At 63.8% G+C, this 14,253-nt stretch carries 15 protein-coding genes, 1 tRNA gene and 1 pseudogene; 4 read left to right on the top strand and 13 right to left on the bottom strand.

Going from position 1 to position 14,253, the window contains the following annotated elements; genetic code table 11:
* Positions 1–88: 88 nt before the first annotated feature.
* From tgt to ACIBI6_RS39390, 5 genes and pseudogenes are all read right to left on the bottom strand, one after another.
* On the bottom strand, positions 89–1,321 hold the full coding sequence (tgt, locus tag ACIBI6_RS39410; protein WP_396960163.1) for a tRNA guanosine(34) transglycosylase Tgt: 1,233 nt from the start codon (positions 1,319–1,321) through the stop codon (positions 89–91).
* Positions 1,322–1,454: 133 nt separating this feature from the next.
* Positions 1,455–3,368: an ABC transporter ATP-binding protein gene (locus ACIBI6_RS39405; RefSeq protein ID WP_364356928.1), complete on the bottom strand. Its 1,914-nt coding sequence runs from the start codon at positions 3,366–3,368 to the stop codon at positions 1,455–1,457.
* An 80-nt stretch (positions 3,369–3,448) separates the two neighbouring features.
* Positions 3,449–5,173 (bottom strand): annotated as a pseudogene (locus ACIBI6_RS39400) (ABC transporter ATP-binding protein); the annotation flags it as partial.
* Between the two features lie 104 nt (positions 5,174–5,277).
* Positions 5,278–5,772 (bottom strand): RrF2 family transcriptional regulator, encoded by a 495-nt coding sequence (locus tag ACIBI6_RS39395; RefSeq protein ID WP_396960161.1) that lies wholly within the window; start codon positions 5,770–5,772, stop codon positions 5,278–5,280.
* 38 nt (positions 5,773–5,810) lie between these two features.
* Positions 5,811–6,404 (bottom strand): TetR/AcrR family transcriptional regulator, encoded by a 594-nt coding sequence (locus tag ACIBI6_RS39390; RefSeq protein ID WP_364356934.1) that lies wholly within the window; start codon positions 6,402–6,404, stop codon positions 5,811–5,813.
* 212 nt (positions 6,405–6,616) lie between these two features.
* Between ACIBI6_RS39390 and ACIBI6_RS39385 the strand changes: the two genes are divergently transcribed.
* On the top strand, positions 6,617–8,914 hold the full coding sequence (locus ACIBI6_RS39385) for an MMPL family transporter (RefSeq protein WP_396960158.1): 2,298 nt from the start codon (positions 6,617–6,619) through the stop codon (positions 8,912–8,914).
* A 278-nt stretch (positions 8,915–9,192) separates the two neighbouring features.
* Here the strand turns inward: ACIBI6_RS39385 and ACIBI6_RS39380 are convergent, their stop codons facing one another.
* The 3 genes from ACIBI6_RS39380 to ACIBI6_RS39370 form a co-directional block, all read right to left on the bottom strand.
* On the bottom strand, positions 9,193–9,378 hold the full coding sequence (locus tag ACIBI6_RS39380; RefSeq protein WP_364356940.1) for a hypothetical protein: 186 nt from the start codon (positions 9,376–9,378) through the stop codon (positions 9,193–9,195).
* Positions 9,379–10,033: 655 nt separating this feature from the next.
* Positions 10,034–10,234 carry a hypothetical protein gene (locus ACIBI6_RS39375; protein ID WP_364356943.1) on the bottom strand — a complete coding sequence of 67 codons (201 nt, stop codon included), beginning with the start codon at positions 10,232–10,234 and terminating at the stop codon, positions 10,034–10,036.
* Positions 10,235–10,398: 164 nt separating this feature from the next.
* Entirely contained in the window at positions 10,399–10,614 is a 216-nt protein-coding gene (locus ACIBI6_RS39370) for a hypothetical protein (RefSeq protein ID WP_364356946.1), read from the bottom strand.
* 143 nt (positions 10,615–10,757) lie between these two features.
* Here ACIBI6_RS39370 and ACIBI6_RS39365 point away from each other — a divergent pair, with 143 nt between their 5' ends.
* Entirely contained in the window at positions 10,758–11,048 is a 291-nt protein-coding gene (locus ACIBI6_RS39365) for a DUF6191 domain-containing protein (RefSeq protein ID WP_396960155.1), read from the top strand.
* Between the two features lie 81 nt (positions 11,049–11,129).
* Complete coding sequence (locus ACIBI6_RS39360; RefSeq protein WP_364356952.1) at positions 11,130–11,303, top strand: hypothetical protein; 174 nt, start codon at positions 11,130–11,132, stop codon at positions 11,301–11,303.
* Between the two features lie 223 nt (positions 11,304–11,526).
* Here ACIBI6_RS39360 and ACIBI6_RS39355 read toward each other — a convergent pair.
* The 4 genes from ACIBI6_RS39355 to ACIBI6_RS39340 all read right to left on the bottom strand — a co-directional run bounded on the left by ACIBI6_RS39355 (position 11,527) and on the right by ACIBI6_RS39340 (position 12,530).
* Positions 11,527–11,602, bottom strand: a tRNA-OTHER gene (locus ACIBI6_RS39355).
* Between the two features lie 288 nt (positions 11,603–11,890).
* Positions 11,891–12,247 (bottom strand): hypothetical protein, encoded by a 357-nt coding sequence (locus tag ACIBI6_RS39350; RefSeq protein WP_396960153.1) that lies wholly within the window; start codon positions 12,245–12,247, stop codon positions 11,891–11,893.
* Complete coding sequence (locus ACIBI6_RS39345; protein ID WP_396960151.1) at positions 12,244–12,393, bottom strand: hypothetical protein; 150 nt, start codon at positions 12,391–12,393, stop codon at positions 12,244–12,246. The genes ACIBI6_RS39350 and ACIBI6_RS39345 overlap by 4 nt, the downstream gene beginning before the upstream one ends.
* A complete protein-coding gene (locus ACIBI6_RS39340; protein ID WP_396960149.1) occupies positions 12,390–12,530 on the bottom strand; it encodes a hypothetical protein in 141 nt (46 codons plus the stop codon). Before ACIBI6_RS39340 ends, ACIBI6_RS39345 begins: the two co-directional genes overlap by 4 nt.
* Before the next feature lie 148 nt (positions 12,531–12,678).
* Between ACIBI6_RS39340 and ACIBI6_RS39335 the strand changes: the two genes are divergently transcribed.
* Positions 12,679–13,866, top strand: coding sequence for a helix-turn-helix domain-containing protein (locus ACIBI6_RS39335; protein WP_396960147.1), 1,188 nt, complete (start codon positions 12,679–12,681; stop codon positions 13,864–13,866).
* 182 nt (positions 13,867–14,048) lie between these two features.
* Here ACIBI6_RS39335 and ACIBI6_RS39330 read toward each other — a convergent pair whose 3' ends face one another.
* The gene (locus ACIBI6_RS39330) at positions 14,049–14,243 is read right to left on the bottom strand and encodes a hypothetical protein (protein ID WP_396960145.1); all 195 of its coding nucleotides are present in this window, start codon (positions 14,241–14,243) and stop codon (positions 14,049–14,051) included.
* Between the last annotated feature and the right edge of the window lie 10 nt (positions 14,244–14,253).

Below are 14,253 nucleotides of genomic sequence, written 5' to 3'. Positions count from 1 at the left end.
GAAGCGCATGCGACGAAGTCGCGAGTCTCGACGGCTCGGACGCGAGACACCAGGGGGCCGCGAACACGCAGCGCCGAAGGCGCTGCCATTAAACACAGTTCCAGCGGGCGAGGGTTTCGGTCTTGTACTCATCGAAATAGCCGCCCTCGATGCTCTCGCGAATCCGGTCGACGAGCCGAATCGTGAAGCGCTCGTTGTGAATTGTGCACAGCGTGGAGGCGAGCATCTCCTTGGCCTTGAACAGGTGGTGGATATAGGCCCGGGTGTAGTTCGCGCAGGTGTAGCAGTCGCAGGTGTCGTCGATCGGGGTGAAGTCGCGACGGAATCGGGCGGTATTGATATTGAATCTGCCCTCGGCGACATAGATCGCCGCATTGCGCGCGACCCGGGATGGGTTCACACAGTCGAAGGTGTCCGCGCCGTTCTCCACCGCGACGAAGATGTCCTCCGGTTCGCTGATGCCGAGCATATGCCGCGGCTTGTCCTCGGGCAGTTCATCGCTGCACCAGCCGACAATGGTGCCGAGATTGTGCTTCTCCAGCGCACCGCCGATGCCGTAGCCGTCGAAACCCGTTCCGGCACTGCCGCGCAGCGATTCCAGTTCCCGGCAGGCCTTGCGGCGCAGGTCTTCGTATTGCGCGCCCTGGATCACCGCGAACAGCGCCTGATATGGGCGATGTGTGCGCGCGGCGGTCAGTCGTTCGTGCTCGTCGATGCAGCGCTGCGCCCATTCGTGTGTTCGCTGCAGCGACTTCTCCTGGTAGGCACGGGTATTCAGCAGGGTGGTCAGCTCGTCGAAGGCGAACATGATGTCCGCGCCGAGCTGATGCTGGATGCCCATCGAAACCTCGGGTGTGAAGCGGTGTTTCGAACCGTCGAGGTGTGAGCGGAAGGTGACGCCGTCATCGTCGACGGTGGCCAGGCGCTCCTTGCCCGCGGCGATCACGTCATCGCTTCGGACGTCGACCGCCTCCATGGCCAGGACCTTCTTGAAGCCGACACCCAGTGACATCACTTGGAACCCGCCGCTATCGGTGAAGGTCGGGCCGGGCCAGTTCATGAATTTGTGCAGCCCACCCGCCTCGTCCACGATGTCCGGTCCGGGCTGCAGGTACAGGTGGTAGGCATTCGCCAGCAGCGCCTGCGCACCGAGTTCCCGCATGGTCTCCGGCAGCACCGCCTTCACTGTCGCCTTGGTGCCGACCGGAATGAATGCGGGCGTCGCGATATCACCGTGCGGTGTACTGATCACGCCCGATCGTCCGTGCCGCCCAGCCAAGCGGGCGCCGACGGTGAACGAGAAGGATTCGGGCTCAGACACCCCGCCATCTTCCCAGCCCGACATCCGCGGCAACGTCGACCCCCGGTTTGACCAAGCCGCACCGACGGCAGTCGAATGGTTGCTCGGAAGCAGTTCGGGAGCGACTTTCGACTACCCTCGGCGGCCTTACTGCCTAGGCGTCGGCGGCCGCGGCGGCGAACTGGGCGTTGTAGAGGCGGTAGTAGGCGCCACGTTCTTCTAGGAGACGCTCGTGGGTGCCGTGTTCGACGATGCGGCCCGCTTCCATGACGACGATCAGGTCGGCGTCGCGGATGGTGGACAGGCGATGGGCGATGACGAAGCTGGTGCGGTCGCGGCGCAGGGCCGCGGTCGCGTGCTGGACCAGCGCCTCGGTGCGGGTGTCGACCGAACTGGTCGCCTCGTCCAGGACCAGGATGGACGGTTTGGCCAGGAAGGCACGGGCAATGGTGATCAGCTGCTTCTCACCGGCGCTGACGCCCGCACCCTCCTCATCGATGACCGTGTCGTAACCGTGCGGCAGCGCATGTACGAAGCGGTCGACATAGGCTGCGCGGGCGGCCTCGAGGATATCCGTCTCGCTCGCATTCGGATTGCCGTAGGCGATGTTCTCCCGAATGGTGCCCTTGAACAGCCATGTGTCCTGCAGCACCATGCCGATCCTGGAGCGCAGGTGATCGCGGGTGATCTCGGTGATATCGACGCCGTCGATGGTGATGGTGCCCGCATCGAGTTCGTAGAACCGCAGCAGCAGATTCACCAGGGTGGTCTTGCCCGCACCGGTCGGGCCGACGATGGCGACTACATGTCCCGGCTCGGCTACCAGCGACAGCCGTTCGATGACCGGCGTCTCGGGTTCGTAGCGGAACGACACCGCCTCGAACTCGACCCGGCCGCGATCGACCGGCCGGGTGTTCTCCATGACCGGATCCGGCGACTGCTCCTCGGCATCGAGGATTTCGAAGATCCGCTCGGCCGATGCGACACCGGATTGCAGCAGGTTGGCCATCGCACCGATCTGGGTCAGCGGCTGGCTGAACTGCCGGGAGTACTGGATGAAGGCCTGCACCTCACCGAGCGACAGATTGCCGGTCGCTACCCGCAGGCCGCCGACCAGCGCCACCAATACGAAGTTCACATTCCCGAGGAACATGATCGAGGGCATGATCAGCCCGGAGATGAACTGCGCCTTGAAACTCGACTCGTAGAGATCGTTATTGCGCTTATCGAATTCCTGTCCGACCTCGCGGCTGCGCCCGAATGCGGTGACCACCTCATGCCCGGTGAAGGCCTCCTCGACCTGGGCGTTCACCATGCCGGTGTACTTCCACTGATTCACGAAGTGCGGTTTGGAGCGTTTGGCGATCTGCGTGGTGACCACGATCGCGGCGGGCACGGTGAGCAGGGCGATCAACGCGAGCAGCGGCGAAATCCAGAACATCATGATCAGGATGCCGATCACCGAGAACAGCGAAAGGATCAACTGGCTCATGGTTTGCTGCAGGGTCTGCGACACATTGTCGACGTCATTGGTGACCCGGCTGAGCAGGTCGCCGCGCGGTGTGGAATCGAAGTAGCGCAATGGAAGTCGATGGATCTTGTCCTCGACATCGCTGCGCAGCCGTTTCACCGTGCGGTTGATGACGATATTGAGCAGGTAGGACTGCAGCCAGCTGAAGACCGCGGCGCCGATGTAGAGCAGCAGCACCAGCATCAGCACCCGGCCGACCGCGCCGAAATCCACACCGACGCCCGGGGTGACATCCATCGCGCCGAGCATGTCGGCGAGGGTGTTGTTGCCCGAGGCCCGCAGGCGCTGGATCGCCTCTTCTTTGGTGATGCCACTGGGCAATTGGCGACCGACCACACCGTCGAAGACCACATTGGTGGCCTTGCCGAGGATGTAGGGGCCCAGCGTATTCAGCACTACCGAGATGATCGCGAGCGCGACGATCGCGCCGACATAGACGCGCTCGGGCACCAGCCTGCGCAACAGCCGCTGCAGCGATGGACCGAACGATTTCGCCTTCGCATCCGGCGCACCGGGATTCACCGCTCCGGGTCTCATCGGATCTCCTCTCGCCGGGTCCGATGCCCGTCACCGGTGGGATCGGGCGGCGCTCCGTTGCGTTTGGCGAGCACGACGGTCTCATCGGCGCCGAGCTGCGAGGCGACGATCTCCTGGTATTCCGCGCAATCACGCATCAACTGCTCATGGGTGCCGATCCCGGCCATGACGCCATCCTCGAGCACCACGATCTGATCGGCATCGCGGATGGTGGTAACCCGTTGCGCCACAATGATTACCGAGGCGTCTCTGGTCTCCGGCCGCAATGCTTCGCGCAGTCGGGCATCGGTGGCGACATCCAGTGCGGAGAACGAATCGTCGAACAGGTAGACCCGCGGCTTCTTCACCAGCGCCCGCGCGATCGCCAACCGCTGACGCTGCCCACCCGAGACGGTGGTGCCGCCCTGCGCGACCGGCGTCGCCAAACCCTGCGGCATATCGCGGACGAAGTCGGCGGCCTGCGCGATCTCCAGACATCGCCACAGTTCCTCGTCGGTGGCGTCCGGATTGCCGTAGCGCAGATTGCTTGCGATGGTGCCGGAGAATAGATATGCCTTCTGCGGCACCAGTCCGATCTGTTCGCGCAGCACTTCGAGGTCGATATGACGGACATCGGTGCCGCCGATGTAGACCGCGCCATCGGTCACATCGATGAGCCTGGGAATCAGATTGAGCAGTGTCGTCTTGCCCGCACCGGTGGAGCCGACGATGGCCGTTGTCGTTCCCGGCTCGACCTGGAACCGGATCGCCGAGAGCACCGGTTTCTCCGCGCCGGGAAAGGCGAATTCGGCGAATTGCAGATCTACCTGCGCCGGGTCACCTTTGAACGGCTGCGGCAGCCGCGGCGGCAGCACCGAGGTCTCGGTCTCGAGCACCTCCCCGATCCGGTCGGCCGAGACGGCCGCGCGCGGCGCCATCATGGCCAGGAAGGAGGCCATCATGACGGCCATCAGGATCTGCATGATGTAGGACAGCATCGCGGTGAGCGAGCCGATCTGCATTTTGTCTTCGTTGATCAGATGTCCGCCGAACCAGATCACCGCGACGGCGGTGATATTGCTGATCAGCATCACCAGCGGAAACATCAGCGCCATCAGCCGTCCGACCCGCAGCGAGGATTCGGTGAGTTCGGTATTGGCCACCCCGAAGCGCCAGGTCTCCTGCCGTTCGCGCACGAACGCGCGCACCACGCGGATACCGGTGATCTGCTCGCGCAGTACCCGATTGACCTCGTCGATGCGGTGCTGCATATCACGGAAGCCGGGCACCATCTTCGCCACGATGACGCCCATCGAAATGGCAAGTGCGGGCACCGCGATGAGCAGCAGCCAGGACAGCCCGAGATCCTCGCGCAGCGCCATGAAGATGCCGCCGATGCACATGATCGGCGCCATCACCAGAATGGTCGCCGACATCACGATCAGCAGCTGAACCTGCTGAATATCGTTGGTATTGCGGGTGATAAGCGAGGGCGCGCCGAAGATGCCGACCTCGCGCGCGGAGAAGGTGCCGACCCGATGCAGCACCGCGCCGCGCAGATCCCGCCCCGCACCCATTGCGGCCTGCGCACCGAGATAGACCGAGCAGGCCGATGCGATGATCTGCACACCGGTGACCGCGAGCATCCACAGACCGGTGGTCCAGATGTAGCCGATATCACCCTTGGTGACACCGTTATCGATCAGGTCGGCGTTCAAGGTCGGCAGGTACAGCATCGCGATGACCGAGATGAGTTGTAGGCCGACGACGCCCGCCAATTGGGCCCGGTAGGGGGCCAGATGAGTGCGAAGCAGTCTGATCAGCATGATGAAAAGGAGGCTACCGTCATTCCGTGTGGTCCGTCGCGAACATTCCTGACCAGCAGCGATGTTCGTGCGCGAGGCTTTCGGCCCGCATGATTCGATCCGAATTATCGCCGCGCCCAGGCACCGGGATCCTCGGTGAGCGTGCCGATGAATCCGGGCAGCCGATCCTGCGCGATGTCGTCGATGGAGACGTTCTCCAGTACCGCACGGATATTCACCCGCAGCGCGATCCATACCCGCTGCAACGGTTCGGCCGCACCCGGATAGCGCACATCCTCGGGACGCTCACCGCGCACCGAGGCCAGCGGGCCCTCGATCGCGCGGATCACATCGGCAATGGAGATCTGCGCGGCCGGGCGGGCCAGCCAATAGCCGCCGTCCGGGCCGCGCCTACTGGTCACCAGATCAGCTCTGCGCAATTCAGCGAGCACCGTCTCGAGCACCTTGGGCGGGATATGCTGCGCGGTCGAAATCGCCTCGGCCTTCACCACCGGCGCGACCTGCACGGCGACCCGATCCGAAGCACGGTGGGTCTGCGGTGCGCGGGCGATCTCCAATAGGGTCCGCACCGCGTAATCGACCCTCGCGGTGATGTGCACGGCGGCTACTCCCTGGCCTCTTCGGTGTTCGAACGAATCTACGCGGTATGGCAGCCGGTAAGAACACAAGTGGCCGCGTCCAGCAATGTGCGTTCCACCACGGAATCCTCCACGCCGGGCACGAGTTCGGTGGACAGCAGCGCAACCCCGAGCACTTCCAGTGCCGCACTGGCCCGCAGTTTGGTCACATCGTCGGCACCGGGTCCGGCAAGCCAGTCACGCAGCACCCGAGTCGAATCCATCATGTCCGGATACCGGTCGGCCATGACATTGATGATGGCGACGGTATCGCGCACACACAGCGCACCCGCGTCGCGATGGCGGATCATGCCGCGCAAATAGGCGCGCAAAACGGCTCGCACGCCCTCCTCGTCGTGCGGGACCGCATCGATATCCTCGATCACCGAGCGCATGTGATCCACGATCGGATCGACGATCGCCAGTAACAGATCTAACTTCGAGGCGTAGTGATAGTAGAGCGAAGCCTTTGTGATTCCTACCGCATCCGCGACCTCGCGCAGGCTCGTCTGCTCGAATCCCTTGGCTCCGAACAGCTTTACCGCGGCGTCGCGAATTGCCATTTTTGTGCCGCCACCTGCGACAACAGCGTCGCGTGCGTCACGAACGGTCATGGGATGATCCTCTCATCACTTATGCGCTGAGCTAACGTTGCCACCAGAATTGAGGTTGTACCTCCGCTTAGCCCCTGGGTAGTCTACCTACCGCACGGTAGGCAGAAAGCGTCAATTGGAGGCGGGGGTCGGCAGGGCAATCCCCGCGAGTGCTGTCTACGCGCCACGAACCAGCACGTAACCAGCCATCGCCATCGCTAGGAGAACCCTTCGTGTCCGTTTATCTGTATAGATGGGGAAAGTTCGCTTTCCGCAGGAAATGGATAGTGCTTCCGGTCTGGATCGTCCTGTTCCTACTGCTCGGCGGCCTCGGCGCGCAGCTCAAGGAGCCGATGACCAATGACTTCAGCATGCCGGCGCTGCCGTCCGCCCGTGCCAACGACATTCTCGACAAGCACTTTCCCGGCGCCTCCGACGCCTTCAAATTCGACGCCGTCACCGGCACCTATGTCATTGCCGCACCCGACGGTCAGAAGCTGACCGATCCGGCGAACCAGGCGGCGCTGGAGGCCTTCATCGCCAAACTCGGCACGCTCGACATCGTCGACCACAGCAAGCCGGTGATGAATCCGGTCGAGGCCGCCGAGAAGTCGGGCTGCATCACCGACCCGGATCCGTCCAAGTGCAGTGGCACACCACTGAACGTGCTCAGCAAGACCGATCCCGATTCGGTCGCCTTCTTCAGCGTCCCGTTCACCATCAAGAAGTTCACCGACGTCACCGACGCGCAGCGCGAGGCCGCCTACAACGTCGCCAGCGATGCCCGCAATTCCGGGCTGCAGGTGGAGATGAGCGGCTCGATCGCGCAGAAGAACGAGGGCCCCAGCGGTAAGTCCGAGCAGATCGGCATGGGCATCGCGCTGGTCGTCATGATCATCGCCTTCGGCGCCATCGTCGCCGCCTTCGTGCCGATCATCACCGCGATCGTCGGTCTCGGCGCGGCCACCTCGCTGATCTTCCTCGGTACCTCGATCATCGAGGTGCCCAGCTTCACCACGTTCCTCGCGTCCATGATCGGCATCGCCCTGTCGATCGACTACGCGCTATTCATTGTGTCGCGCTACAAACACGAACTGGCAGTGCAGGATTCACCGGAGGAAGCGGCCGGTACCGCACTCGGTACGGCGGGTTCGGCGGTGGTGTTCGCCGGTCTGACCGTCATCATCGCGCTCGGCGGACTCAGCATCGTCGGCGTGCAGTTCATGACGTTCATGGGTCTGGGTGGTGCGATCGCCGCGGCGTTCGCGGTGCTAACAGCCATCACGCTGATGCCAGCGCTGCTCGGTGCGTTCGGCCGGTTCCTGTTCAAGCCGAAGCTGCCGATCGTGGCCCAGCATGATCCCGAGGACGACAAGTCGGTCACCAATGGCATGCGTGTCGGCCGTCTGATCGGCAAGGCGCCCGCGGTCGCACTGCTGCTCAGCGTGGTCGTGCTCGGCTTGCTCGCCGCACCCGCCGCCGGTCTGAACCTCGGCTTGCCCGGCGATGACAGCCAGCCCAAGACCTCCACCATCCGCAAGGCCTACGAACTGCGCACCGAGGGCTTCGGTGAGGGCAGCAACGGCGTGCTGAATGTCGCGGTCGACCTCACCAATGTGCCCGCCGACCGGCGCGAGGCCGCGGTAACCGCCCTGCGATCCAAGCTCGCGTCCTACTCGGGCATGGATTACGTGACCGAGCCCAAGTGGAGTGGTGAAGACAAGGCGGGCGCGCTGCTCGACGGCGTGCCGAAGTCGGGTCCGAACAACCAGGCCACCAAGGATCTGGTCAGTGATGCCCGCGATGCCGAGGCGCAGATGCAGTCCGAGTACGGCATCGAATACGGCATCACCGGCACCACGGCGATCTTCGCCGATGTCGACCATGTGCTGCTGAGCAAGATCGTGCCGTATCTGGCGATCGTGGCCGGTGCCGCATTCCTGCTGCTGATCCTGGTATTCCGCTCGATCCTGGTACCGCTGACCGCGGCGCTCGGCTTCCTGCTCTCCATGGCGGCCACTTTCGGTGCGACGGTGCTGGTCTTCCAGGAGGGCAAGCTCGGGCTGATCGAGGATCCGCATCCGCTGGTCAGCTTCCTGCCGATCATGCTGATCGGCCTGGTGTTCGGCCTGGCCATGGATTACCAGGTGTTCCTGGTGACCCGGATGCGCGAGGAGTTCGTCAACGGCAAGTCGCCGAAGGACGCGATGGTCGCCGGTTATCACCACGGCGCCCGGGTCGTCACCTCGGCCGCGATCATCATGATCGCCGTATTCGGTTCCTTCTTGCTGGAAACCGATATCACCGCGAAATCCATGGGCTTCGCGCTGGCGGCGGGCGTATTGATCGACGCGTTCATCGTCCGGATGGTCGTGATCCCATCGCTGCTGGTGCTGATGGGCAAGTGGTCCTGGTGGATTCCGAAGTGGCTGGATCGGATCCTGCCGGATATCGACGTCGAGGGCGCGAAGCTGCGTGAGCTGCAGCAGCGGTCCGCGGAGACGGTCAAGGTGCCGGTCGGCGTGAGCTGATCGGAGCTGCTGGCTCGGCCCCGCACCCGGATTCGGGTGCGGGGCCGAGTGCGTTTCGGGGGGCAACTGCGTTTTCGTGACGGTCGCGTGCCGAAGGCCGGGCCGAACGATCAGTCGACCCGAGCATCTGGTCCGTGACGCGCGCAATGCCGAGGCGCAGTTTGAATTCCGCATACGGGATGGGATACGGAATCACTGGCACCGCAGCGATTTCGAATTCGGAATGCTCCCACTGAATTTCGCCGATTATCGCTCGAATTCCACTGGGAGACAGGGGATTATAGACTGGGCTGCGGGAGGTTACATTCCTCGACTTTCGGGTTCACACCCATGTAGTTGAGCGGACCGGCCAGCGCCGTCACGGCAATGGTGCCGAACCCAGCACAGTTGATCGGGGCGCTGTCGAAGTAGTGGCGCTGACCCGCGGCGAGAATGCCGACGGCCAGCCAGATCAGCAGAAGCATGCCTAACAGTCGCGCACCAGCGGAAGGCGCTGGTCTGGGGTGGGTCACACGCTCGCGCATCGTCATCGCTTCCTTTCGCACTCGCGTACCAACTCGGATACCCGCACGCGAGACGATCACTCTCCGGCCGGATGAGCACTTGTGTCGACCACCACAGATCGCGCATCGATCGGCGAGGTAAGCACCGTTTTCGAGAAACCGACCGGTCCATTGTCTTTGCTTAGGGCACCTAGCTTCGGGCTGTGCAGGTTCAGCCACGTACGGCTCGCGCGGTGCCCCCGCCCACCCTCATCCTCGCCGCTATGGTCAGCAATCCAACTGGTTGCGGGCCAGGCCGAGTACCTGTTCGAGATCATCGGCGCCAGCACGAAGCCCGGCACTGTTCGATCCCCTGGTGCTCGCGGCGCTCGCCGGTGCTCTAGTCGCTGGTGCCGCACGCCAGCGAGCTCGAAGCGGCCGCCAGATTTCAGCGGCCACCTTCTGTGTGTGATGAGTCTGGAACCGGCGGCCGCAGGGGACTGCTTTTGCTCGGCGAAGATCTCGCGCTCGTTCAGTGCGTCGGTATCGGCCTCGTCATCATCGCCTCAGTGGGCGCGTCCGGCAGCGGCTCGACGAAAGCTACTGAACCACAGCGGGTTCTGGAGCCGGTGCCGATCTAAGGACTCGGTTGCGGGACATTGCAGTCGGCGATCTTCGGGTTCACGCCCATATAGTTGAGCGGGCCCGCGAGGACGGTCAGGGCGATCGTGCCGAAGCCCGCACAGTTGATCGGACCGCTGTCGAAATAGTGCCGCTGCCCCGACGCGACAACGCCGATAACCAGCCAGATCACGATCAGCACACTGCCAAGTTTCATTTCGCCCATATTCTCTCCCGCGAATCGCGCGCACGGGTTTCAGCGAATTATCGCATCGTGCCGCGGGCGGGCGGGCGCGCCCGACCGCACGGCATGTCGCCGCCCGGCAGAGCACGCCCTGAACCCCGAGGGTGGCCGAACCCTCGAAGCCCAGCCCTCAGGCGTTACTGACTGGGTTGGGGCACATTGCAATCGGCGACCTTCGGATTCACGCCCATGTAGTTGAGCGGACCGGCGATCACCGTCACCGCAATCGTGCCGAATCCGGCGCAATTGACCGGACCACTGTCGAAATAGTGCCGCTGCCCCGCGGCGACGACGCCGATCACCAACCAGATCAGCACCAGCACACTGCCGAATCGAAAATAGGGCTCTCTCATCAAACTCTCGCGGATCATTCATGCGCGGCTGGACTGCACCGCATCGTCGCAGCGCACCCTCCCCGCGCTTACCTAATCGCCGTATACCCGCCCGCCGCCCACTTACCCAGGAACTCCGCAACCGGTGGATTCGTTGGTGCGACATGGCGGATTTGCTGGGCTGGTCCATCCCCGGGTGGGTCCTACTCCTGCTGGCCGTAGCCCTCTACGAAGCCCTGACCCGTAAACGCCGCAAACGCCGCACCCCCGTCTCCGGCACCTTCACCGACGAGTTCACCGCCATGTTCTACGCAACCAAGCGCATGGAACTGGACCACCGGGATTCGGTGTCAATGCTGCGCGACGAAGAAGCGCAAGGCGCACCGCCTGGGTTCGGCGTCGACCTGGATCGACAGACCGCCGTCCTGCGGCGGCAGGATCCACCCGCATCGTGAATCGGTGCGGACCGAAATCGGTTGCGCGATCAGTGAGTATCTCTCTGGAGGCAGGCGGATTACCATCGAGGTATGGGTGGTATGAGGATCCAAATTGCCGTCCGACGTCCAGAAGTGGTCACGTTCATCGATGCGCACAGCGACAATCGGACCGCGAGCGTCGTTGAGGCGCTCGAGCGCGCACAACGCCGCCGATTGCCCGAAGCCGAAGCGATCACCATCGGTGTGCGCCAGGCTTTCCCGGGCGCGGACTAGAAGCAACCGATCCACGGGACCCGGCCGAAAGCTGCGCCGGGCCCACGCGAAAACTTGTGCGCCACCGCTGCTGTCACCAAGGCCATCGCAAGATCTGTCACGAACAGCCCCCTTTCGTAGTCGCCGTCGCCACAGGCGAACTCGACACATCGAAGAGATAGCTGCGCGACTGGCGAAGCCCGGTAGTCACCGGCATGACGACGGGCGAGCCGGACCCGGTCATTGCCGGGTAGCCGGGAATTGAACCCGCGACTTTCGGCTTCCAGATCGAAAGCCGCCGAAATGCCTCCAGAATCGGCGAGCCGTACACCCCCGCCAATAGAAAAGGGCCTCGACCTGAGGAATCAGGTCGAGGCCCGCAGCGGTGGCGGAGGGATTTGAACCCTAATCGCCCCTGTGGTCAGAGGATCAAATACCGGTTTACCTGCAAAAATACATCACTGTAATTCACTCCAAATCACCCTGTTTTAGGGCAAGTTGTGCCCATTTTGTGCCCACCGATGCCCACTCGCGCACACGAAAACGCCCCCGGTCACGCACGACCGAGGGGCGTTCCGTCGTTGTGACGGGCAGGCGTCACAGACGTTCTACTCAGCGTGCGGCAGCGCCCGCTGTGGATGATCGGTGACTTCAACCGGGTCGACGGTTATCGTGTTGCCGTCCTCGATCGCGGTCCGCTCGGCCGTCGCGGGGGCATCCTCGAGCCAGCCGTCCGCGTCGACCACCGACACGTTCCCGTCCGCAGACACCCGGATACCCGCGGGCTTGCCAGCCTCCTCGAGGAACCCGACAGCGGCCGCCAACCGGTAGCAGGTATCCGGTGTGCACGTGCCCTTCTCGGCATGGATCCGGACGATGCCGTTGGCTCGCTCGACATCAAGGTGGTACGGAGCGATGTCGCAGCGATCCATAGCGCGGGCCTGCTCCGGGGTGATGCCGCTCACCGGGCCTCATCCTGCGCCCACTCGCGGACCGCGCCCACGAAGCGCTCCATCAACTCGACTGGCAGCAGATCGACCGGAACCGGTGGCCCGACGAACGGGACCCGTTGCGGCAGCTCGGTGTCGTAGACCTCTATAGGGCCGGTCATGATTCGCCCTGCTCGGTGTCGACCTCGGCGGGATGTTCCCCCGGGCCGAGTTTCCTCGGCCAGTTGACGGCTAGGACAACCCAACCCATATAGACGATGGAGACGACTACCACGGTGATGATGACTGACGCGGGCATCTGATACCCCTTGGGTTCGGTGTGTAATCCGTTGGTGGCACCCGTCGCCGGGGACGGTTCGGGTGTTGTCAACCCGGCGACGGGGCTGATCTGAGCGTCACTCGCCGAGCGGCTGCGAAGTGGCACAACCTGTGACACCGTTGGAGGCATGGATGAAACTGGCGTCGGTGCACGGACCGCCAGGGCCCGAAAGCTCGCACGACTCACACAGCCCGAACTGGCACACAAGGCGAACGTCTCGGTGTCACTGCTACGCAAGGTCGAACAAGGCTCTCGGCCAGCGTCACCTGCGTTCATCGCGTCGGTAGCTCGCCAGCTCGGTGTGAATATCGAGGACCTGACCGGGCAGCCCTACACCCCACAACGCGCAGACTCCACCGCGCACGCAACTATCGGGGACCTGCGCCGCCGAATAATGGCCTTCAATGACGAACCAGTCACCAGGCCAACGACTTTGGAGGAAATCGCCGCAGCACTGAACCGCGTCCGCCAGGGCATGCGCCGCGCCCAATACTCCGACCTGACGGCCGAGTTACCCGACGTAATCCACGGGCTTCATGTGCTTGCTGCGGATGCGCCCGCCGGGCATCAGCTCGAAGAGATCTATTCCACGCTGGCCTACGCCTACAACCGGGCATCGTCGTTCGCGTATCGATACGGGTACCTCGACCTCGCGGGATTGGCGGCCGAGCGTTGCGTGTGGGCGGCCGAACACAGCGGTGACCCGATATGGCCGATCGCGGCCGAGTACCATCGGGCGCTCATCCTGCTGTACTCCGGCGCCTACGCCAGCGGGCTGAAAGTCGTTGATCGCGCCCACTCCGCCAGCGACCAACTGCCCAGCACCCCAGACCTTCTCGCGGTCCGCGGTGCGCTACATCTGCGCGGATCAATCCTCTCCGCTCGAGCGCTGGACGGTGATACCGCAGACTCCCACCTTCGGGAGGCACGCAGGATCGGCGAAGTGGTCACGTCGGAGCTGGCGAAGGACTACGGCACCCAGTTCCAAATGCCGAACGTGGCAATCCACTCCGTTGCCGTGCCCGTCGAGCTGTCCGATGGGACCACGGCCGTGGCTCGCGCCGAGCAGATCCACTTGCCCGCATCGGTCGCGCCGTCGCGCGCCGGACATCACTGGATCGACGTGTCCCGGGCATGGTTGCTGCACGGGGACAAGGCCCGTGCGCTCGGCAGTCTGGAGAATGCCCGCAGGATCGCGCCGGAGTTGACCCGCAACCACCCGCAGGTTCATGAGACGGTGCGCGTCCTCGCGCATTCGCGGCGCGGCACCGACACACTCTCGCGCTTCGCCCGATGGGCCAACGTCAAGATCTGAAAACGCCAGACCCGTACACCCGGTCAGCCGCTAGGACTCCGACTGACCGGGTGTACGGCCGAGCGGGACCCTCCCCAGGTACGTGGCGAACCGATACCGTCCGGTGAATCGAGTTTCATACAGACCGCCGAACCCTAGGTATCCGCCTGGCCGGGTGTGGGTCGAGAGGGGTTCCCCCCCACCTACCAGGTGATCTTGCCCGCGATGCCCTTGATGGCCTTCGCGACGTCGACGTCGACAACCTTGGCTTTCTCGCTGCCGGTCTCGAAGCCGAGTTCGATATGCGGCTTCCCCTTGGGGAAGGTGGCTTTCGGGCCATACCAGCGCGTCTGGCTACCCCGGGCGACCTTCACACGGACCGTTCGTTTTGCTGCCATGATCTTTTCC

The organism is Nocardia sp. NPDC050412 (assembly GCF_044458825.1).
Classification (GTDB): Bacteria; Actinomycetota; Actinomycetes; order Mycobacteriales; family Mycobacteriaceae; genus Nocardia.
This window is presented reverse-complemented; position numbering and strand designations above follow the sequence as displayed.

Coding starts and splice junctions, on each gene's coding strand:
- ACIBI6_RS39405 (WP_364356928.1), bottom strand. CDS start 3,368: ATGAGACCCGGAGCGGTGAATCCCGGTGCGCCGGATGCGAAGGCGAAA.
- ACIBI6_RS39345 (WP_396960151.1), bottom strand. CDS start 12,393: ATGACCGGCCCTATAGAGGTCTACGACACCGAGCTGCCGCAACGGGTC.
- ACIBI6_RS39370 (WP_364356946.1), bottom strand. CDS start 10,614: ATGAGAGAGCCCTATTTTCGATTCGGCAGTGTGCTGGTGCTGATCTGG.
- ACIBI6_RS39330 (WP_396960145.1), bottom strand. CDS start 14,243: ATGGCAGCAAAACGAACGGTCCGTGTGAAGGTCGCCCGGGGTAGCCAG.
- ACIBI6_RS39380 (WP_364356940.1), bottom strand. CDS start 9,378: ATGCTTCTGCTGATCTGGCTGGCCGTCGGCATTCTCGCCGCGGGTCAG.
- ACIBI6_RS39360 (WP_364356952.1), top strand. CDS start 11,130: ATGAGGATCCAAATTGCCGTCCGACGTCCAGAAGTGGTCACGTTCATC.
- ACIBI6_RS39375 (WP_364356943.1), bottom strand. CDS start 10,234: ATGAAACTTGGCAGTGTGCTGATCGTGATCTGGCTGGTTATCGGCGTT.
- ACIBI6_RS39390 (WP_364356934.1), bottom strand. CDS start 6,404: ATGACCGTTCGTGACGCACGCGACGCTGTTGTCGCAGGTGGCGGCACA.
- ACIBI6_RS39340 (WP_396960149.1), bottom strand. CDS start 12,530: ATGCCCGCGTCAGTCATCATCACCGTGGTAGTCGTCTCCATCGTCTAT.
- ACIBI6_RS39365 (WP_396960155.1), top strand. CDS start 10,758: ATGGCGGATTTGCTGGGCTGGTCCATCCCCGGGTGGGTCCTACTCCTG.
- ACIBI6_RS39335 (WP_396960147.1), top strand. CDS start 12,679: ATGGATGAAACTGGCGTCGGTGCACGGACCGCCAGGGCCCGAAAGCTC.